The organism is Amycolatopsis sp. NPDC051716 (assembly GCF_040681595.1).
Taxonomy (GTDB): domain Bacteria; phylum Actinomycetota; class Actinomycetes; order Mycobacteriales; family Pseudonocardiaceae; genus Amycolatopsis.
On record NZ_JBFAZA010000028.1, the window covers coordinates 11,045 to 30,845 of the forward strand.

The following is a 19,801-nucleotide window of genomic DNA, read 5'->3' on the forward strand; positions in this document are numbered from 1 at the left end:
GGTCACCGGTTCCCCGACCAGCTCAGCACCGACACCTGACGCGCTCCCGCCACCGGATTCGTCGGGTCACCGTCCACGTAGGCCACCCGCGCCCTTGCGGCCGGGGTGCCACCCGGGACGCACGTGGACGAACCCGGGCACACGAACGCGGACAGGTAGACACCGAAGACGAAGCCCGGCGAGTCGTCCGGGACCTCGATGACCGCCCCGGTGAACGTCACGCTCCCGGTTTCCTTCACCCACAACGACCGCGCGACGACGCCGAAGCGGAAGATCGGTTCGGTCGCGTTGTTCAGCGTGACGTCGAGGACGGCTTTCGGCGCGTACGTCGTTCCCTGCACGTAGAACCGGTTGCCGGAGTTGTTGACCGCCGTGAGCAGCGCACACGCCGAAGGGCTCGGGTACGTCAGCTGGGTGCAGCCGCTCTCGGCCCGCAGCGCGGGCGGGGTGTAGGTGAGCTCCAGCTGGAGTGCATCCACCAGTTCCGTGCCTTCGTGCTTGACGTCCACGGAGTAGCCCAGCTGCCCACCGGTGAAGGTGCCGTCGTACACCGCCTGGGCCAGCTGGCCGGTCACGTCGGTGACATCGGTGGCGGCCGAGCCGTCGCCGGGGGTGGACAGGCTCAGCGGGATCGGCGAGCTCCCCACCGGCGTGAACTGGGCCGTGCGCGAGTCCTTGCTCGCGCCGTGGTCGTTGGCGTGGACGACCCGCACCTTCGCCGAAGTCAGGATCGTGCCGGCGGGCGGTGCCGCGGCGGGGGGGAAGCCGGCGGCGGTCAGGGTGGCGTTGCCCCCGCTCTTGCCGGGAGCGGCCCAGGTCGCCCCGGCACCATCCACTTTGGACAGCGCGGCGGCCGTGCCGGTGAAGCCGCCCGTGACGGAACTGGGCACGAGTGTCGCCGTCACCGGCGCCTCCGCACCCGACGTCAGCCCGTGGACGGCGACCGGCGGCCGTTCCGCGCTGTAGGTGCCGCAGATCTCCGCCTGGCCCGCCTTCACCGCCAGCCGGCTGTCGCCGCCGAAGACGAACTGGACGCCGACCGCCTTCGCATCGTCGATCGGGTTGTCGCAGGCCTCGGGGATCTTCGCCGGGACCGGCGGCTTGGCGATGATCCGGCCGCTGTCGTCCACGGGCGTGCCCGCGACCATGTAGCCGTTGTCGACCGTCCACACGTCGTCGCCGCCGGACAGCGACGGCGGCCGGAGCGCGGCGCTGTTGTGGAAGTCGAAGTAGTACGTCCCGGGGGTGAACCAGAACGTGCTGTCCTTGCACTTGCTGCTGCTGGACATCATCGCCGACAGCCCGGCCGCGTCGTCGTAGTACCCGGGCTGGAAGGTGACCAGCGAAGACGACTTGGTGCACGGCGGCAGCGCCTGACGCGGCGGAACGGAGGTCAACGCCGGCGCGTAGCCGGGGTCCGCGCCGAGAGCCGACCCCGCGTAGCCGCACGAGGGCGCGGGCGTGCTCCGGATCGTGCCCGAGCAGGTGCCCCGCGCGTACACCGCGGTGTTCGTGTCGAGCGAGCCGTTGACCACGCGGATGTTCGAGTTGGAATACACGACACCGTGGACCTTGACCGACGAACCGGTCGGCTGCTGGATGTTGAGCCCGTCCTCGCCGCCGGTGCCGAGAGTGAGGATCGCGCTGCCCGGCCGGTTGCACAGGCTCAGGGACGGGCACTGGATCTGCACCTTCGCCGGATCGGCGGTGCACGACACCGCGGCCGAGCCGGCGCCGCCGAAGTTCGGCAGGCTCAGCGTGTCGGAGCCGCCGAAGCAGTGCTCGCCGGCCGCGCCGGTGAACGTGCTGGTGCGGATCGTGTTGATCCCCGCCTGCAGCGCGCCGTCGGCCGTGTAGGCGGACGCGGCCTGGTCGCGCAGGTTCACCGTGGTGCGGACGCTGGTGTCGGCGAAGGACAGCAGCGCGCCGAGCACCACCGCGACCACCGTGACCAGCAGGAGCACCATCGGCAGCGCCGCCCCGGCGTCATCGCCCTTCCACCGGCGGTTCATGTCTGCCTCCGTTGCCCGAACAGGGTGATGGGGTAGGGGTCGGCGTTGCGCGCGACGGCGGTGAAGGTGAACTTCACCCACAGCGGCACGGCAGCGTCGGTGCACGCGCTGGAGCAGGTGACCGCCGGAGTGGCCGGGTCGACGTTGTGCGCGACGACCGAGTCGGACACCGGGGTCGTCGAACCCAGGCAGCGCAACCGGTGCAGCTCGGTACCGATGAGGTAGTAGGCGACGATCGCGGTGCGGCGGGTCGCGGCCGGGGTGCTGGTGTCCCAGTCGTCGGACAGCAGCCGCAGCACCGCAACCGGCGTCGCGGCGGTGCCGCAGACCTGGGCGCCGCCGTCGTACGCGGCCCCGAGCTGGATCGATGGCGAGTACGGCACCTTGCCGTTCGCCACCGCTCCCGAGTAGTCGCGCAGGCCGACGGCGGCGACGTCCTGGGCGAAGAACGCCGAGCTCTGCTGGGCGTCGTGCGACACGGCCAGCCGGGCCGACGTGGCATCGGTGTTCCTGATCGAGACGATCACCGCGTTGGCGATCGGCGCGGCGACCACCCCGAGGATGACGACGGCGATCAGCAGCTCGATGAGCGTGAACCCGGCGTCGGACCGGCGGCTCAGCACGTCGCCTCCCCGAGCCCGCAGCGCTTGCGCACCACGACCTCCAGACGCTCGCTCGCCCGGCCGTCACCGCTGGCGACCTGGAGGGTCACCTGCTGCAGTCCGCTGTCGGTGCCGCAGGACGCCGACCACGCCGAGCCGGTCCAGTACTTCACCGACGCCACCGAGCTGGTGAACCCGGACGGCACGGCGAACCCGGCCGGAGCGGCGTACTTCGCGGGCGCGGCGCACGCGAAGTAGCCGCCCGCCAGCACCTGGTTCTCGACCGCCTCGCCGAAGTCGCGCACGCCCGCGCCGGCCGTGGCCTGCTTGCGGTGGACGTCGGACATGACCACGCTCACGCCGATCCCGCCGACGATCGCGATGACCGCGACGCCCAGGATCGCCACCGCGACCAGCAGTTCGAGGAGGCTCTCGCCCCGGTCGCCGCCGCCCATCAGACGTGCACCTGGCCGAAGATCCCGTACATCGCCGAGACGAGCGCGACCGCGACGAACCCGACGACCAGGCCCATCACGACGATGACGGCCGGCTCGAACAGCGCCGTGAGCTTCTTCAGCCGGTAGTCCAGCTCGCCTTCGTAGTACTGGGCGGTGACTTCGAGCTGGGTGTCGAGGGTGCCGGTGTCCTCGCCGACGCGGATCATCTGCGCGGCGGTCACCGGGAACAGCCCGGAGCCGGTGAGCGGCCGGGCCAGGCCCTCGCCGTTGAGCACCGCCTGCGCGACCCGGGCCAGCGCGCGCATGAACACGCGGTTGCGCAGCGAGTCCGTCGCGACCCGCAGGGCCTCCGGCAGCGGGACCCCGGCGCTGACCATGGACGACAGGATCCGGCAGAACCGCTCGACCAGCGCGTGCCGCACGGTCGGGCCGATCGCCGGCAAGCCGAGCAGCGCGCGGTCGCGGGCGTACCGGCCGCCGGGGGTGCGGACGGCGAAGGAGTACAGCGCGATGACGGTGATCAGCCCGGCCAGCAGCGCCCACCACCACGTGCCCAGGAAGTCGGTGACGGCCAGCAGCATCCGCGTCGGCAGCGGCAGTTTCGCGTTCAGGCTGGCGAAGAAGCTCTTGAAGCGCGGCAGGACGAACGTCGCGAGCACGACGACGGTGACGACCGACATCACGGCGATCATCGCCGGGTAGATCAGCGCGGCTTTGATCTTGCGCCGGGCTTCGAGGTCGCGCTCGAGGTAGTCGGCCAGCTGGTCGAGGACGACGTCGAGCTGGCCGGTGAGCTCCGCCGAACGCAGGATCTCGCGGTAGAACTCCGGGAAGATCTTCGGGTGCCGGTCGATGCGGTCGGAGAGCCGGTCGCCGCCGCGCAGGCCCTGTTCGACCGAGCGCAGCATCCGCGCCACCGAGGAGTTCGCGGCCTCCTCGCCGAGGATCCGGACCGCGTCGATCAGCGGCAGCCCGGCCCGGACGAACGCGCCGAGCTGGCGCGAGAGGTGCATGACGACCTCGCGCTTGACCCGGGGCGCGGTCAGCTCCCGGCTCAGCACGCTTTTCTTCTCGGTGACCTCGATGTCCCGCAGTTCGCGCTCGTACAGGGCGAGGACGGCGGAATCGGCGTCGGCGGCCTTCTGCACCCCGTGGGTGCGCAGCCCGTCCGGGCCGGTGGCGACGTAGGCGTACCGGTTCATCGGGCCCCTCCGGTGAGGTAGATCGACCGCAGTACCTCGGCCGGGGTGGTGACGCCCTCGGCGACCAGCCGCAGCGCCTCGTCCTGCAGCGTCCGCATGCCTTCCTTGCGGGCCAGTTCGTGCACCTCGCGGTGCGGCGCGCTGTCCAGCACCAGCGTGCGGATCCCTTCGCTGACCGGCATCAGCTCGTAGACGCCGGTGCGGTCCAGGAAGCCGGTCTGGGCGCAGAAGTTGCAGCCGGCCCCGCGGACGAACCCGCCCGCCGGCTCGTCCGCGCCCAAGGAGTCCATGAAGGACAGTTCCTCGGCCGAAGGGGCGTAGTACTCGCGGCAGCGCAGGCAGATCCGGCGGACGAGCCGCTGGGCGAGCACCGCGGTGACCGAGGAGGCCACGAGGAAGTTCTCGATCCCCATGTCCAGCAGCCGGTGCAGCGCCGAAGCCGCGTCGGTGGCGTGCAGCGACGAGAGCACGAAGTGACCGGTGAGCGCGGACTGCACGGCGATGCGCGCGGTGTCGACGTCCCGGACTTCGCCGACGAGGATGACGTCCGGGTCCTGGCGCAGGATCGACTTGAGGCCGTCGGCGAAGGTGACGCCGGTCTGCTCGTTGATCTGGATCTGGTTGATCGAGGACATGGTGTACTCGACCGGGTCCTCGATGGTCATGATGTTGCGCTCGCTGCTGTCGAGCTCGCCGAGCGAGCCGTAGAGCGTCGTGGTCTTGCCGCTGCCGGTGGGCCCGGCGCAGATCACCATGCCGTAGGGCGACTGCAGCACCGCGCTGTAGCGGGCGGCCATCTCGGCGGGCATGCCGAGCTGGGGCAGCCGGAACAGCGGGCGGCTCTTGTCCAGCAGCCGCAGCACGACCTTCTCGCCGCCGACCACCGGGGTGCTGGCCACCCGGATGTCCACCGGCCGGTCTTCGACGTCCATGCTGATCTGGCCGTCCTGCGGACGCCGCCGCTCGACGATGTTCATCCCGGCCAGGATTTTGATCCGGCTGGTCACCGCGGGCCCCATCGAGCCGGGCAGGTCGAGGACGTCGTGGAGCACGCCGTCGATGCGGTAGCGGACGCGGATCCGCTCGGCCTGCGGCTCGACGTGGATGTCGGAGGCCCGGTCGCGCAGCGCCTGCTTGATCATCAGGGCGACGACGTGCACGACCGGCGCGTCGTCGTTCGCGGTCGCCGGCGCCTCGGCGCGGGCTGCGTCGCGCCGCACGGCGTCCCGGGCTTCGAACGCCTTGACCTGCTGGTCGACGCCGGTGAGCGCGCGGTAGGTGCGGCCGATGGTGGCCAGGATGTCCGCGCGTTCGGCGACGGCGACGGTCACCGGGCGGCCGAGCGCCTCCTGCAGGGCGGGCGCGGTGCCCGCGTCGGCCACCGCGACCAGCACGGAGTCCTCGCGCACGGTCAGGGGGATCGCGCAGAGCTCGCGGGCCTTCGCCTCGCCGAGCAGGTCGGCGGCGGCGCGGTCCGGGGTCACCGTGCGGAGGTCGACGGTGCGGGGCTGGGTGCGGAGTCTCATGCCGGCACGCTCCGGGGCCGCGGGCGCGGGTCGATGTCCTGTGGGTGGAGGCTGCGCGCGGCGGCGTCGGCGGGGGAGACCAGTCCGGCGGCGACGAGTTCGGACAGCGACTGCTCGAGCGTCACCATGCCGTCGCGGCGGCCGGTCACCAGCGCGTTGCGCAGCTGGTGCGGCTTGCCTTCCTTGATGAGGTTGCGGACGGCGGTGTTGGCCACGAGGACCTCGAAGGCGGCGACGAGCCCGCCGCCGACGCGCGGGAGCAGCCGCTGGTAGACGATGCCGGTGAGGGCGGCGGCGAGCTGGACCCGCACCTGCTCCTGCTGCCCGGCGGGGAAGACGTCGATCATCCGCGCCAGGGACTGCGCGGTGTCGTTGGTGTGCAGGGTGGCGAAGACCAGGTGCCCGGTTTCGGCGATGGTCAGGGCGAAGCGGATCGACTCGAGGTCGCGCATTTCGCCGACCAGCAGGACATCGGGATCCTCGCGCAGGGCGCTGCGCAGCGCCGCCGGGAAGGAGTCGGTGTCGGTGCCGACCTCCCGCTGGTTCACCGCGGAGCGCCGGTGTTCGTGCACGTACTCGATCGGGTCCTCGACGGTGAGGATGTGGCAGGCGCGTTCGCGGTTGATCCGGTCGATGACGGCCGCGAGCGTGGTCGACTTCCCGGAGCCGGTCGGCCCGGTGACGAGCACGAGCCCCTGGTGCCGGCGCGCGAAGTCGGCCAATACCGGCGGCAGGCCGAGGTCGGCCATGCCGGGGATCCGGCGCGGGATCATCCGCAGCGCGACGACGGTTTCGCCGCGCTGGGTGAAGGCGTTGCCGCGGACGCGGGCTTCGTCGCGCCAGCCGAAGGAGAAGTCGAATTCGCGGGCGGTGCGCCAGGCGCCGGCCTGGTCTTCGGTGAGGAGCTCGGCGAGCAGGGCGCGGGTGTCCTCACCGGTCAGGACGGGGTGGCCGGGAACCGCGGAAAGGTCGCCGTGCACGCGCAGCTGGGGCGGCAGTCCGGCGGTGAGCAGCAGGTCGGTGCCACGCGCCTGCCACAACGCCTCGAGCAGGCCGTCGACGCGGCTGCCGATCTGGGTGGGCATGGTTTCCCTCCGGGGCGAGGTGGTCCGCGGGGGTTGGGTCACCCCACCCCCGCGGAGCGGATCAGTGGGTGCAGGCGCCGGCGGCCTTGACGACGCCGGCGGCGATGGTGATGGTGTAGCCGTTGGTGGTCGACGGTTCGTCCTTCAGGTAGCCGGCGGTCTTCAGCGCCGCCGGGTCGGCGGCGTAGGAGCCGGTCTTGGCGTAGAGCGCTTCGTTGGCGGTCTCGACGCTCTTCCAGTCCGCGTTGCAAGCGGCGGCCTTGCCGTCACCGTTGAACGCCTGCACGGCGAACACGACGACCCCGGCGAGCACGCCCAGGATCACGACGACGATGAGCAGTTCGATGAGGGTGAAGCCGTCCTGGTTGGCGCGGGCGGCACGCAGTTTCTCCAGCATGGTGTTTTCCTTTGCGTTGCAGGGTTTGGGTTCGGTGCGGTGGTGCTGTCGGGCACGGGATCCACCCTCGTCAGGGGCAGCCGGTCGCCGGCGCCGAAGCCGGCCCGCGCCAGTTGTTGTTGAGGGCCTGCACGGTGATCACCGCAGGCTTGTAGGGAAGGGTGTAGCCGGTCAAAGCGGTCGCGGAGGTGGTCGTGAGCACCTGGCCGTTCGTGCCGTCGGAGGCGGTCGCGAAGACCTTGTAGGCCACCGCGCCCGTGACCGGACCCCAGCTCATCGAAACCTGCTGATTGCTGCCGTTGCACTTCACGGTCGTGACCGAGAAGGGCTGCGGCGCGGCCAAGGTCAGTCCCCGGCCGTAGGCGTTGCCCGGGCCGGACTTGAGCCAGGTCGCCTCGGCCTTCGCCGCGCCCACCGCGACCAGGCCGCTGACCACCGTGGTCCAAGCCGCCGCCACCAGCACGGCCGCGAAGACCACCCGCGGCGTGCTCATCCGCTCACCACCGTGACCGTCACCGGGATCGCGAACAGCGCGCCCTGGCAGCCGTCCTCGGAGGCGGTGCTCATGGTGACCGCGCTCGGCAAGCTGAGCGTCGCGCTTCCGTTGGCGGGCACGGAGTTCCCGGTCGTCGGCGACTGCGCGTTCCAGCCCACGCCGGTCGTCGTGCAGGCGCCGGTGCCGCCGGACCCGGTCGGCGTCCCGTTCGCCACGATGCCGGTGACCTTGATCGGGTACGGGTTCGGGTTGTTCACCAGGATCTTGGCGTCGCCCGCCGCACTGCCGGGGTAGAGCAGGCCGGTGGTGAAGGCGGAAGCGGCTACCGTCCCGGTCGTCGGGGCCGCGGCGGTGCCGGCCTTGGCGTTCGCGGCGCCGGAGCCGGAGCTCGTCCACGCCGCGACGGCGATCCCGCCGCCCAGCGTCGCGCCGACCACCGTGGTGACCACGAGCACGCGGCGCAGGGTCGGGTTCTTCATGGCTTGACCGCCGTTCCTGAGTAGGTCAGGGGAAAGGTGACCGACCGGCACGCGTCGGGTGTGCCGGGCAGCATGTGGGTGGTGAGGGCGGCGTCGGCGGTGCCGTTGCCGGGGACCGTCACCGGCCGGGCGAGCGCGTCGACCCGGACCGAGGACGCCGGGCAGGCCGGGACGGCGCGCCCCCGGCTGTCGACGGGCTTGCCGGCCGTGGCCGTCACGGTCTGGACGAGGATGGGGAAGTTTTCGGCGTTGGCCAGCCGGATCCACCGGTTCCCGGTCGAGCCGGGCGCCAGCGCGGTGGCCCGGCCGGGCACGTCGGCGATGCCGAACTGCTTGATGCCGTTGCCGTTCGCGGTGTTCGCCACCGGCGCGGGGCCGATCACGAACCACGTGAGCACGACGGCCGCGAGCGCGCCCGCCGGAACACCGATCCGCCACCTGGACATCGAGGTCCTTCCGGGGAAGGGCGGGGCGGTGGTTGGCGCACCGCCCCGCCGCGGATCAGGAGGCGTTCGAGACGAGGGTGGCGGTGAGCGGCAGCACGAAGGTCTGGCTCTTGCAGGCGTCGGCGGCGTCGGCGTTCATCGTCGCGTGCAGGGTGTAGGTGCGGGTGCCGTGCGCTGCGACGGTGCCCGAGGTGCTCGTGGAGGCGGGGCTGGTGACGGTTCCGGCCGCGCAGCCGCCGGCCACGTTCGACGTGCCGGCGCTGATCCCGGTGACCACGACGGGGTAGTCGTTCGGGTTGTCGATCGTGACGCTGAAGTCGGTGCCGCCACCCGGGTAGAGGGCGGTGCCCGAGTTCGCGGACGTGATCGCCGAGTTGACCGACGTGGTCGACGAGACCGAGCCCGAGCCGGCGCCGGTGCTGGACCAGGCCGCGTAGGCGACACCGGCGACGACCACCACTCCGGCGGCACCGAGGACGATCGCGGACCGCTTGCTGATCTTGCGCATGGGGTTCTCCTGGAAGCTGTGTCATTCGGGAGCCGGGACTCGGTCGCGGTCCGGCTGGTCCGTGAGGACTGTCACGAAGAGTGTGCGAATTCCGAGGCGATCTTCACCCCGGGCGACCGGCCTGACTGCGAAGGCCGGAGGTCCCTTGTCAACGGCAGCCGGGCGTGTTACGCGCGCGGGATCGAGCCGCGATGCCGTCGTTTCACCGGCAAAAAGTTCCGACGCCCGAACTGTGACCTGCTATTTTGGCAACCCGTTCGGCCGAATGGCGGAGACCGTCCCGTGATCTTCTGTTGAGGCTCGCCCTGATCTTGAACGCCTCTGCGCCGGCCTTGGACGGCGCGGCGTGCTCGCGGTTTGTGTGTAACTCTTAGTGATAATTCCCCGGGTGATGAGTAATATTCGCCGGTATTTGAACACGTTCAACTCTTGGGGTACCGTGAGGGCCGGCGAAGCGAAGGGGGATGCATGAAGATCGTGATTCCGGGCGGCACCGGGCACTTGGGCCGGGTGCTGAGCCGTGCGATGGCCGGCCAAGGGCACGAGGTCGTGGTGCTGACCAGGCGGGAGGCGCGCCCGGAGCCGGGGGTGCGCCACGTCCACTGGGACGGCCGCGGCCCGGGCCCGTGGACGGCGGACATCGACGGCAGCGACGTCGTGCTCAACCTGGCCGGCCGGTCGGTGAACTGCCGGTACACCACGGCGAACCTGCGCGAGATGCTGAACTCCCGCGTCGACTCGGCGAGGGTGGTCGGCGGCGCGATCGCCCACGCGGGCCGCCCGCCGAAGGTGTGGCTGCAGATGAGCACGGCGACGATCTACGCGCACAGGTTCGACGCCCCGAACGACGAAACCACCGGAATTCTCGGCGGCGACGAGCCGGACGTGCCGGCGTACTGGTCGTACAGCGTCGACATCGCCAAGGCCTGGGAGCGCGAGCAGCGCCTGGCGGCCACCCCGGACACGCGCAAGGTGGCGCTGCGCGCGGCCATGGTGATGAGCCCCGAACCCGGCGGAGCGCTGGCGATGCTCCTGCGCTTGGCACGCCTGGGCCTGGCCGGCCCGGTAGCGGGCGGCGGCCAGTACATGTCGTGGATCCACGAGGAGGACCTGGTCCGGGCGATCGAGTTCCTCATCGAGCACGACGAGCCGAGCGGGCCGGTGAACCTCGCGGCCCCGGAGCCGTTGCCGTACGCCGAATTCCTGCGCGCTCTGCGCTCGGCGGCGGGGGTGCCGGTGGGTCTCCCGGCGACGAGGTGGATGGCGGAGATCGGTGCGTTCGTGCTGCGCAGCGACACGGAGCTGCTGTTGAAGAGCCGCCGCGTGATCCCGGGGAGGTTGCGTGAGGCGGAGTTCGAGTTCAGGTACCCGGAATGGCCGGCCGCGGCCGAGGAGTTGGTGCGGCGGTCACGGGAGCCGGTGAAGACGGCCAGCTGAGCCGGGCACGCGTCGGTTCGCGCGAGTGGGGTGGTCGATTCGCGTACCTGGGCGGTCGGCCGGCGTACCTGGGTCGTCGGCTTGCGTGCCCGGAGGGTCGGCTCGTCTGCTTGGCTGATCGGCCGTGCCTCGGGCGGCCGGCTGGCGTACCTGAGCGGTCGGCTTGCGTGCGTGGAAGGTCGGTCCCCGGCCCGGATGGTCGGCCGGCGTGCCGGAATGGTTGGCCCGCGTGCCGGATGGGTCGGTTCGTGTGCCTGGAGGGTCGGCTGGCGTGCCCGGAAGGTCGGCTGGTGTACGTGGGCGGTCGGCTCGCGGCCTTGGGCAGTCGGTTCGTGTGCCTGGAGGGTCGGCTGGCGTGCCCGGAAGGTCGGCTGGTGTACGTGGCGGTCGGCTCGCGGCCTTGGGCAGTCGGTTCGCGTGCCTGGAGGGTCGGCTGGCGGCCTGGAGGGTCGGTCGTCTCAGGGGGCGCGGGCCCGGCAGGGGGCGGTCATGGTGGCCGTGGGGGGAGAGGCCGTGCCGGGTCCACTCAGGACGGTCAGCCGGGGTCGGCGTTGTCCCGCAGCCGCCGCAGTACCAGGGCCAGGTGGAGGCGGAAGCGGCCGGCCGGTGAGTCGACCTCGAAGCCCAGCACCGCCTCCGCGCGGGCCAGTCTGGCCGGCATCGTGCTGTGGTGGCGGTGCAGGGCCGCGGCCGCTTTGCGGGCCGAGCCCGTTGCGCACAGCGCGTCGAGGGCCGCCAACGTGTCCGCGCCGTGGGGTTCGGCGGCCAGGCGGTCGAGCGCCTGGACGTCGGCCAGTTCCGCGAGTTCCGCCGGCGCCAGTTTGCCCGCGAGCGCGGCCAGGCCGCCCAGCCGCTCCCACCACACCACCGGCTCCGCCGCCGAGGTGAACCGCAGGGCCGTCCGGGCCGCCGCCCAGGACCGGGCCACCTCGATCGCCGGTCCCTCCGGGCCGATGCCCGCGCGGGCGCCGTCCGGCAGCGAGGCCACCTCGCCCGGCAGCAGGACCGCCCGCACCCCGCCCAGCCGCGCCGAACGGCCGGCGAGCGCGTCGACGCCCGTGCCCGCGAGCACGCGCAGCCGCGCCGCCGGGCCGAAGCCGAGCAGGTGCAGGGCCCGGGACCGCTCGGCCGTGCCCGCGTCCTCCGACAGCGCCAGCTCCACCAAAGCGGGATCCCCGAGCTCGGGCCGCGGCACCCCGGAGTGCTCCAGCAGGATCGCGGCGGCGATCGCGAACCGTTCGAGCAGCATGTCGTCGAGCGGGACGGCCGCGCCCGCCCGGGCCACCCACACGACCACGCCGCCTTCGAGCATCCGGGTGGCGGCCCCCGCGGGCGCCGCGGCCGGGGTGGCGACGCCGGCGCCCGGCGAAGCACGCAGCGACAGACCCTGGCCGGGGGCGTGGACGCCGACCGGGCAGCCGGCGAGGTCCGCGGTGTTGCGCACGAGAACGTCCAGACCCGCGCGGCCGGCGATCAGGCGGTCGAAGAACCCGATCACCCGCACGGCGTTCTCGGCGTCGGCGTCGAGCCCGGACAGCCGCAGCAGCAGCCCTTTCATCCCGCCACGATAGGCGCGCCCGCCACCGGATGGCGAGCACCGGCCCGGCAACGCCGCGGCAGGCCCGCGCGGGCCCGCCCGCCGGCGGATGGCGCGGGTCCACGCGGCAACGCCGCAGCCGGGTCGGCCGGTCCGCCGCGGAGCGTGCCTGGTCGGCACCACCGCCGCACGGCAACGACCGGCCCGCCGCCGGGTGGCGAGTATCGGCCGGCAACGCCGCAGCCGAAACCGCGCGGCTCTACCCGGCAACGCCGCAGCAGGCCCGCGCGGGCCTGCCCGGCGACGCCGCAGCCGGATGGCGCGGGCCGGCAACACCGTCGCAGCGGACCGCGTAGGCCCGCCGCGGAATGCCCCCTGGCGAGCTCCGCCGCCGCACAGCGACGACCGGCCGCCGCCGGGTGGCGCGGATTCGGGCCGCAACAGCCGCCGCGTGGCGGTGGCCCACGTCACCCCACGCGGCCGATCATCGAACCATGACCTACGCGATCGATCCCGAGCTGCTGCCCTGGCTGGACATGCTCCCGGCCGTGACGCTCACCGACCACGAGTCCCTGCTGGCCGCGCGCTCCTCGATGGCGCAGCTCAGCGAAGTCCTGCCCGCTTACGAACCGACCCAGCCCATCGACGTCCGGGACCTCACCGTGCCCGGGCCGTCCGATGCCCCGGATGTCCCCGTCCGCGTCTACGCCCCGGCGAACCGCGCCACCGCGGTGCCCGGCCTGCTCTACATCCACGGTGGCGGGTTCGTCCTGGGCGACCTCGACACCTTCGACACGCACGTGCTGCGCCTGGTCGACGAACTGGGCGTCGTGATCGTCTCGGTCGACTACCGGCTCGCTCCCGAGCACCCGTTCCCGGCGCCGGTCGAGGACTGCTACGCGGCCCTGACCTGGGTGGCGGCCAAGGCCGACGAGCTCGGCATCGACCCGGCCCGCATCGGCGTCGCCGGCGAAAGCGCCGGTGGTGGCCTCTCGGCCGCGGTCGCCCTGCTGGCCCGCGACCGCGGCGGCCCGCAGCTCTGCTTCCAGTACCTCGGCATCCCGGAACTCGACGACCGGCTGGACACCCCGTCGATGCGGGCCTATACCGACACGCCGATCTGGAACCGGCCGAACGCGGTGCACAGCTGGACGAGCTACCTCGGCACGGAACCGGGCGGCCCGGACGTCTCGCCCTACGCCGCCCCGGCGCGCGCCACCGACCTGGCCGGGCTGCCGCCCGCGTTCGTGACGACCTGCCAGTTCGACCCCCTGCGCGACGAAGGAATCACCTACGCCCAGCGACTGGCCCACGCCGGCGTCCTGACCGAGCTGCGCCACTACCCGGGCACGTTCCACGGCTCCGCCATGGTCGAGACGGCGGAAATCTCCCGCCGCATGTTCGCCGACGAGCTGGACGCCCTGCGACGCGGCCTCCGCATCACCGCCGGCTGAGCAAAAGCGGCCGGCTTTTCCTGTCACGTGACAGGAAAAGCCGGCCGTCGCGAATCCGGAATCAGTCCGCCGGGCTGACGTCGATCAGCACCTTCCCCGTGATCCCGTCCTCCGACGCCGCGTGCGCCTTCGCCGTTTCCGCGAGCGGGAACCGGTGGATCGGCACCCCGCGATCCTCGCCGACCCCCAACGCGCCGTCCGCCAGCGCCGCCGTGATGTCCTCGGCGCCCGCGCGGAGCTTGTCTTCGCCCACCGTGTACAGCACGAGGAACTGGTACCGCGCGTTGAGCATCAGGTTCGGCCCGAACTCCAGGCTCACCGTCCCGGTGCCCCGGTCGTCGCCGTACGTGGCGACCGTGCCGCGGGGCCGCAGCACCTCCGTGTGCAGCTTCGCGTTGACCCCCATCGCGACCTCGACCACCAGGTCGACGCCGTCGGGGGCGACCTCGCGGATGCGGGCACCGAGCTCCGGGTCGGGGTAGCGCAGCACGTGCTGAGCGCCGGCCGCCTGCGCGAGGGCGGCCTTTTCCGCGCTGCTGACCGTCGCGATCACCGTCGCCCCGGCCCACCGGCCGAGCTGGATCGCCGCGTTGCCGACCGCGCCCGCCCCGCCGCTGACGAGCACCGTGCGGCCGGCCAGCGCGCCGGGGGAAAGCCGGGACGGGCCGTCCTCGGCGACCGTGAGCGCCCGGTGTGCGGTCAGTGCCGGGACGCCGAGGCCGGCGCCCGCGTCGAACCCGGCGCCGTCGGGCAACCGGACCAGCTTCGAGGCCGGCAGCACGGAGTACTCCTGCGCCGTGCCGGACTCGGGCCCGTACGCGCCGGCGAGGATCAGCCACACGCGGTCGCCGGGCGCGAAGCCGGTGACGTCCGGGCCGACCGCGTCGACCACGCCCGCGCCGTCCTGGTTGGGCACCGTTTCCGGGACCTCCGCCCCGGGTTCGGCGCGCAGGCCGCCGCGTGCTTTCCAGTCCGTGGGGTTGACCGCGGACACCACGATCCGGACGCGGACTTCGCCCGGCCCCGGGTCCGCGACGGTCCGTTCCGACAGCTCCAGTACCTCGGGTCCGCCGTGCCGGCGGTAGACGACTGCCTTCATGCCGGGTGCAATCCGCGGCCGGGCCGGGATATTCCCGGGACCCGCGGAAATGCGCCGGGAAATCGTTTTTCGGCGCCGGGAAAGCGTGAAAACGAGATCCCCCGGGCGGGCGATTTTCGGTGCTCGCATCAGCGAAATCGGGGGCCGTCGCAGAAACTGGGGCGCGTGGGAGAGGAAAAGAGCAGTCCGGGGGATGAGCGGCCGAAGCGCGACGACGGTGAGCCGACGCCGATCTTCGACGCCGTGTTCAGCGCGACGCGCGCGCAGGCGAAAGCGCCGAATCCGGCGCGGGAACCGGACGAATCCGGGCGGTGACCGAGCAGCCGGACGGCGAGCGGACCGCCGACGTACAGCACGTTGTTCGACGTCCGCGACGAACATGTAGCATCTCGGGTGCCCGAACACCCGTGGCCGAGGAGTGAGCCGGTGGCCGGCGTCGTCAACAGCCTGATCGCTGCCGAGTACGCGGCGGGAGCGTCCATCTCGGAGCTGGCCGAGCGCTGGGGGATCGACCCCCGGCAGGTCGTCGAGCGGATCTCGGCGGCCACCCGCTCCTGAGGCGGCTCAGATCGCGCGTTCCCCCTTGCCCAGCACGACGATGCCGCCCTCGCTGACGTGGTAGTGCCCGCGGTCGCGGGCCAGGTCGACACCGATGTGCGCGCCGGGCGGGACCACGACGTTCTTGTCCAGGATCGCCCGCCGCACCACCGCGCCGCGGCCGACGCGGGCGCCGTCGAGCAGGACCGAGCCCTGCACCACCGCGCCCTGCTCGACGAGGACGTCGGGGGAGAGCACCGAGTCGACGACCTGGGCGCCGGAGATGATGCAGCCGTTGCTGACGATCGACTGGTTCGCCGAGCCACCCTCGACGAACTTCGCCGCCGCGCGCTGGCCGGGGTGGGCGAGGATCGGCCACTTCCGGTTGTAGAGGTTGAAGATCGGGTGCGTCGAAATCAGGTCGGTGTGCGCGTCGTAGTAGCTGTCGATGGTCCCGACATCGCGCCAGTAACCGTGGTCGCGTTCGGTTTCCCCGGGCACGACATTGGTGTTGAAGTCGTAGACGGCGGCTTCACCCGATTTGACCAGCGCCGGGATGATGTCGCGGCCCATGTCGTGGTGCGAAGCGGAGTTTTCGGCGTCGGCGTGCAGCGCCTCCAGCATCACCTTCGTCGTGAAGATGTAGTTGCCCATCGACACGAACGACTCCTCGGGGGAGTCCGGCAGGCCCGGCGGGTCGGCCGGCTTCTCCATGAACGCGTCGATCATCAGCCCGTCGGTGGTCCGGATGACGCCGAACGAACTGGCCTCCGCCCGCGGGACGCGGATCCCGGCCACGGTGACGCCCGCCCCGGACGCGATGTGGGCGTCCAGCATCTGCCGGGGATCCATCCGGTAGATGTTGTCCGCGCCGAACACCGCGATGTAGTCGGGGTCCTCGTCGTAGACCAGGTTGAGGCTCTGGTGGATGGCGTCGGCGCTGCCCTGGTACCAGCGCGGGCCCAGCCGCTGCTGCGCCGGCACCGGCGTGACGTACTCGCCGGTCAGCGCCGAGAGGCGCCACGTCGTCGAGATGTGCCGGTCGAGCGAGTGCGACTTGTACTGCGTCAGCACGCACAGCCGCCGGAACCCGCCGTGCACCAGGTTCGACAGCACGAAGTCGACCAGCCGGTGCACACCGCCGAACGGCACGGCGGGTTTCGCGCGGTCGGCCGTGAGCGGCATCAGGCGCTTGCCCTCGCCGCCCGCGAGGACGATACCCAGCACGTCGGCTCCAGTTGTCACGACGACCTCCCGCACGCTTCGTAGAGGGCGACCGTCCGCTCGGCGATCGCCCTCCAGCCGAACTCGCCGACCGCGCGCTCGCGGCCGGCGGTGCCCATCGCGGCGGCCCGGTCCGGGGAGCCGACCACTTCGTTCAGCGCGGCGGCCAGGCCCGCCTCGAACGCTCGCGCGTCCTGTTCGTCGTAGTGCACCAGCAGCCCGGTGCGCCCGTCGTCGACGACCTCCGGGATGCCGCCGACGTCGCTGGCCACCACCGGGGTGCCGCACGCCATTGCCTCGAGGTTCACGATGCCGAGCGGCTCGTAGACCGACGGGCAGGCGAACACCGCGGCGTGGGTGAGCAGCTGCACGACCTCGTCGCGCGGCAGCATCTCCGGGATCCACCGGACGCCGGTGCGGGTCTTCTCCAGCTCGGCGACCAGCCCGCGGAATTCGGCGTCCAGTTCCGGGGTGTCGGCGCCGCCCGCGCACAGCACCAGCTGGACGCCCGGGTCGAGCTGCGCGGCGGCGCGGACCAGGTGCGGGACGCCCTTCTGCCGGGTGATCCGGCCGACGAACAGGACGTACGGCCCGTCCGGGTCGATCCCGTGCTTGGCCAGCGCGCCGGTGCCCGGGTCGGGCCGGTAGAGCGTGGTGTCGATGCCGTTGTGGATCACGTGCACGCGCTCCGGCGGCACCGCGGGGTAGGCGGCGAGGACGTCCCGGCGCATGCCGCCGCTGACCGCGACGATCGCGTCCGCGGCCTCGTAGGCCTCCCGCTCGATCCACGACGAGACGCGGTAGCCGCCGCCGAGCTGTTCGGCCTTCCACGGCCGCAGCGGTTCGAGCGAGTGCGCGGTGACGACGTGCGGGATGCCGTGCGTCATCTTCGCCAGGTGCCCGGCCAGGTTCGCGTACCAGGTGTGGCTGTGCGCGAGGTCGTGACCTTCGAGCGCATCGGCCATCGAGACGGCGATGTCCATGGTCGTGAACGCGGGCTGCCGGTAGCCGTGCGGATCGGTGTGCCCGGTGGCGTCGGGCCGGTCGGCGCCCCAGCAGTGCACGTCGAGGTCGACCAGCGGCCGCAACTCCCGGGCGAGGAACTCCACGTGGACCCCGGCGCCGCCGTAGACCTCCGGCGGGTATTCGCGGGTGAGCAGACCGACCTTCATGATGCGAACCCTAGGGCCTCACCGGCCCGTGGCGCAGTCTGGCGGACCGGGGAATTCCGCGAGTTTTCCGTCACTGCCGGGGTGATCGGGGCGTGTCCCCGCCGGCGCTGAGCGGACCAGCCGGCCGTCCGGTCCGCTCAGCTGCGGGTTCGCCGGCCGGCCGGCTCCACTGTGGACGACCCGTGGCCCGGCGCGCGGCCGGGCCACGAGCCCGCTCAGCGCCGGTACGGGATGACCCAGTCCTCCCCGCAGTACCAGCAGGTGCCGACCGAGACGTCCGCGGCGTCTTCGACCGGGTGCCAGCCGTCGACGCGCACGCTGTACCGGCCGGCTGGGACGTTCGCGAACGCCACGTGCCCTTCGGCGTCCGACACGGCCGACGCGGCGACCGAGCCGTCGGCCCGGTCGAGCAGGTCGACCGCCGTCCCGGTGATCGGCTCGCCCGCCTCGACCGTGTAGTTGCCGTTGTCGTCGTGGTAGATCACGCCCGCGGTGGCGCCCGGCGGAGCCGGCGCGTGGGCGATGAGGTCGACCTCGGGCCGCCCGTTCCCCGGGCCGGGTTCGACCGCGAAGTCGCAGGCCAGGTGGACGGCGCCGTAGGGGGTCGCGCCCGCGGGGACGGTGCCGGTTTCGGTGAACGTCCGCGTCTGGCCCGCGGCCAGGTCGATCGCGGCCGGGCCGGTGATGTCCCAGTCGGTCCAGCCCAGCAGGTGCGCGGTGGAACCGAAGCGGTCGCACCCCGCGGTGATCCCGTGCAGGTCGCCGCCGCTGACGTTGGTCATCGTGAAGGTGACCTGCGCGGTGTCGCCGATCTCGTAGCGCGTCCGGTCGAACGAGCCGGTCACCTGCAGCTTCTCGGTGAACGGCCGGAGCGCGCGCAGCGGCACCGCGGGCCCGGGATCACTGCCGTCGACATCGACGTTCTGCTGCGCCGAGTCGTACACCCAGCCGTCCGGCAGGTTCCGGACGGAGATCCCGTAGCGCTGGGCGGGCAGGTCGGTGAAGGCGAACCGGCCGTCGGCGTCCGTGGTGGCCTCGATCGTGTTGCCGGAACCCGTGCCGTACAGGTAGGCGACGGCACCGGGCAGGCCCTCGCCCGCGTCGAAGGTGCCGTTTTCGTTCCGGTCGCCGTAGACGACACCGGACGCCGGACCGTGGGTCGTCGTCGGGTCGACCATCGGGACGGCCAGGTCGCCGCCGGGGGTCCAGTCCGCGCGGAACCGGTCGTGCGGCGCGCCGTTCCAGGTCCAGACGGCGGCGGTGATCGTGAACGTCCGGGTGGCGCCCGGGTCGAGCGTCACGCCGGCCTGCGGGCTGCCGCCGAGGTTCGCCCAGTCCTGGATCGACAGCCAGGAGCCGGAGAGGTGCTCGTCCCAGAGCGTGACCTTCGTCAGCGGCTGGTCGGTCGTGTTGGTGAGCGTCAGCGTGATCGGGAACGGTTTGGCGACCAGGTGCGGCCCGGCATCGACCGAGGCGGTGATGAGCAGCGACGGGTCGTCGGCGTGGGCGGCCGGCACGGTGAGGGCGCCGGTGGTGAGCACGGCGGCGAGGACGGCGAAGAGCCGTCTCACCCCGCGCAGGGGTGTTCTGGACACGGTGGATCCCCCTGGAACGGCCGGGCCGGCGGCTCCCCGCGGCGCCGCCCGGCGATGGCGCAGAAGACTGCGATCATCGTCAAGCTAGCGAACGCGGAGCCGCCGGACCAGGGCCGACGGGGTGATCCAGTCCTGGGTGCGGCACCGGCCGCTGCCCGCGCCGGGCCCGGTGGGCAGCCCGGTCCAGGCCGGGGATCCACACCGGCCGGGTGGCCACGGTCCCGCCGACGGCGATGGTGCCGGGCACGTTCCGCGTGGCGGCACCCAGCGGGCGGCGCGCGGTCACTCGCGGGCGCCGCTGCGGCATCCGAGGGAAGCCGATGCACAAGCGTTGCGTCGCGGTATAGCGTGGTTCGGGGACGGGTTCCCCGGTACGTCACCGGCCGCGGCGGTTGCCACACCGCGCGGCCGGCGCGATCCGGCTGACGCGGGCCGGATCGCCGGCGCCGGGCGGCGCCGGAGGGGACGCGGCCGGCCATCGCCCCGCCGCCGCGTCCCCGCCGCGGCCTGCGTGTCTTCGCCGTTCGGCCGCCGG

Annotated in this window: 20 protein-coding genes; 4 read left to right on the forward strand and 16 right to left on the reverse strand. The window is 72.6% G+C overall.

The genetic code is table 11. The annotated features are described in order from the left end of the window. Nucleotides 1-2: 2 nt before the first annotated feature. The 11 genes from AB0M30_RS31990 to AB0M30_RS32040 all read right to left on the reverse strand — a co-directional run bounded on the left by AB0M30_RS31990 (nt 3) and on the right by AB0M30_RS32040 (nt 9,211). Nucleotides 3-2,012: a hypothetical protein gene (locus AB0M30_RS31990; RefSeq protein WP_364591357.1), complete on the reverse strand. Its 2,010-nt coding sequence runs from the start codon at nt 2,010-2,012 to the stop codon at nt 3-5. Further along, nucleotides 2,009-2,635 (reverse strand): prepilin-type N-terminal cleavage/methylation domain-containing protein, encoded by a 627-nt coding sequence (locus tag AB0M30_RS31995; protein WP_364591360.1) that lies wholly within the window; start codon nt 2,633-2,635, stop codon nt 2,009-2,011. Before AB0M30_RS31995 ends, AB0M30_RS31990 begins: the two co-directional genes overlap by 4 nt. Further along, nucleotides 2,629-3,069 carry a type II secretion system protein gene (locus tag AB0M30_RS32000; RefSeq protein WP_364591363.1) on the reverse strand — a complete coding sequence of 147 codons (441 nt, stop codon included), beginning with the start codon at nt 3,067-3,069 and terminating at the stop codon, nt 2,629-2,631. The genes AB0M30_RS31995 and AB0M30_RS32000 overlap by 7 nt, the downstream gene beginning before the upstream one ends. Continuing rightward, nucleotides 3,069-4,274 carry a type II secretion system F family protein gene (locus AB0M30_RS32005; RefSeq protein WP_364591366.1) on the reverse strand — a complete coding sequence of 402 codons (1,206 nt, stop codon included), beginning with the start codon at nt 4,272-4,274 and terminating at the stop codon, nt 3,069-3,071. Before AB0M30_RS32005 ends, AB0M30_RS32000 begins: the two co-directional genes overlap by 1 nt. Then, complete coding sequence (locus AB0M30_RS32010) at nt 4,271-5,800, reverse strand: GspE/PulE family protein (RefSeq protein ID WP_364591369.1); 1,530 nt, start codon at nt 5,798-5,800, stop codon at nt 4,271-4,273. Before AB0M30_RS32010 ends, AB0M30_RS32005 begins: the two co-directional genes overlap by 4 nt. Beyond that, nucleotides 5,797-6,885, reverse strand: a complete 1,089-nt coding sequence (locus tag AB0M30_RS32015) for a type IV pilus twitching motility protein PilT (RefSeq protein WP_364591372.1) — start codon at nt 6,883-6,885, stop codon at nt 5,797-5,799. Before AB0M30_RS32015 ends, AB0M30_RS32010 begins: the two co-directional genes overlap by 4 nt. 61 nt (nt 6,886-6,946) lie before the next feature. Beyond that, nucleotides 6,947-7,282: a prepilin-type N-terminal cleavage/methylation domain-containing protein gene (locus AB0M30_RS32020; protein WP_364591375.1), complete on the reverse strand. Its 336-nt coding sequence runs from the start codon at nt 7,280-7,282 to the stop codon at nt 6,947-6,949. Between the two features lie 70 nt (nt 7,283-7,352). Then, nucleotides 7,353-7,775 (reverse strand): hypothetical protein, encoded by a 423-nt coding sequence (locus tag AB0M30_RS32025; RefSeq protein ID WP_364591378.1) that lies wholly within the window; start codon nt 7,773-7,775, stop codon nt 7,353-7,355. Beyond that, nucleotides 7,772-8,257, reverse strand: coding sequence for a hypothetical protein (locus tag AB0M30_RS32030; RefSeq protein ID WP_364591381.1), 486 nt, complete (start codon nt 8,255-8,257; stop codon nt 7,772-7,774). Before AB0M30_RS32030 ends, AB0M30_RS32025 begins: the two co-directional genes overlap by 4 nt. Next, entirely contained in the window at nt 8,254-8,703 is a 450-nt protein-coding gene (locus tag AB0M30_RS32035) for a hypothetical protein (RefSeq protein WP_364591384.1), read from the reverse strand. Before AB0M30_RS32035 ends, AB0M30_RS32030 begins: the two co-directional genes overlap by 4 nt. Before the next feature lie 55 nt (nt 8,704-8,758). Beyond that, a complete protein-coding gene (locus tag AB0M30_RS32040; protein WP_364591387.1) occupies nt 8,759-9,211 on the reverse strand; it encodes an LEA type 2 family protein in 453 nt (150 codons plus the stop codon). 468 nt (nt 9,212-9,679) lie between these two features. Between AB0M30_RS32040 and AB0M30_RS32045 the strand changes: the two genes are divergently transcribed. Then, a complete protein-coding gene (locus AB0M30_RS32045; RefSeq protein WP_364591390.1) occupies nt 9,680-10,648 on the forward strand; it encodes a TIGR01777 family oxidoreductase in 969 nt (322 codons plus the stop codon). Nucleotides 10,649-11,183: 535 nt separating this feature from the next. Here AB0M30_RS32045 and AB0M30_RS32050 read toward each other — a convergent pair. Next, nucleotides 11,184-12,206, reverse strand: a complete 1,023-nt coding sequence (locus tag AB0M30_RS32050) for a helix-turn-helix domain-containing protein (RefSeq protein WP_364591393.1) — start codon at nt 12,204-12,206, stop codon at nt 11,184-11,186. A gap of 473 nt (nt 12,207-12,679) precedes the next feature. Here AB0M30_RS32050 and AB0M30_RS32055 point away from each other — a divergent pair, with 473 nt between their 5' ends. After that, nucleotides 12,680-13,639 carry an alpha/beta hydrolase gene (locus AB0M30_RS32055; RefSeq protein WP_364591396.1) on the forward strand — a complete coding sequence of 320 codons (960 nt, stop codon included), beginning with the start codon at nt 12,680-12,682 and terminating at the stop codon, nt 13,637-13,639. Nucleotides 13,640-13,700: 61 nt separating this feature from the next. Here AB0M30_RS32055 and AB0M30_RS32060 read toward each other — a convergent pair whose 3' ends face one another. Further along, nucleotides 13,701-14,738: an NADPH:quinone reductase gene (locus tag AB0M30_RS32060; protein WP_364591398.1), complete on the reverse strand. Its 1,038-nt coding sequence runs from the start codon at nt 14,736-14,738 to the stop codon at nt 13,701-13,703. A gap of 165 nt (nt 14,739-14,903) precedes the next feature. Between AB0M30_RS32060 and AB0M30_RS32065 the strand changes: the two genes are divergently transcribed. Together AB0M30_RS32065 and AB0M30_RS32070 are read left to right on the forward strand one after the other, a co-directional pair. Continuing rightward, nucleotides 14,904-15,053 (forward strand): hypothetical protein, encoded by a 150-nt coding sequence (locus AB0M30_RS32065; RefSeq protein WP_364591401.1) that lies wholly within the window; start codon nt 14,904-14,906, stop codon nt 15,051-15,053. Between the two features lie 111 nt (nt 15,054-15,164). Further along, on the forward strand, nt 15,165-15,296 hold the full coding sequence (locus tag AB0M30_RS32070) for a hypothetical protein (RefSeq protein WP_364591404.1): 132 nt from the start codon (nt 15,165-15,167) through the stop codon (nt 15,294-15,296). Between the two features lie 6 nt (nt 15,297-15,302). Here AB0M30_RS32070 and glgC read toward each other — a convergent pair whose 3' ends face one another. The 3 genes from glgC to AB0M30_RS32085 all read right to left on the reverse strand — a co-directional run bounded on the left by glgC (nt 15,303) and on the right by AB0M30_RS32085 (nt 19,266). Continuing rightward, nucleotides 15,303-16,520, reverse strand: a complete 1,218-nt coding sequence (glgC, locus tag AB0M30_RS32075; protein ID WP_364591407.1) for a glucose-1-phosphate adenylyltransferase — start codon at nt 16,518-16,520, stop codon at nt 15,303-15,305. Then, entirely contained in the window at nt 16,517-17,671 is a 1,155-nt protein-coding gene (glgA, locus tag AB0M30_RS32080; RefSeq protein WP_364591410.1) for a glycogen synthase, read from the reverse strand. The genes glgC and glgA overlap by 4 nt, the downstream gene beginning before the upstream one ends. 215 nt (nt 17,672-17,886) lie before the next feature. Continuing rightward, a complete protein-coding gene (locus tag AB0M30_RS32085; protein WP_364591413.1) occupies nt 17,887-19,266 on the reverse strand; it encodes an SdrD B-like domain-containing protein in 1,380 nt (459 codons plus the stop codon). Nucleotides 19,267-19,801: the final 535 nt, after the last annotated feature.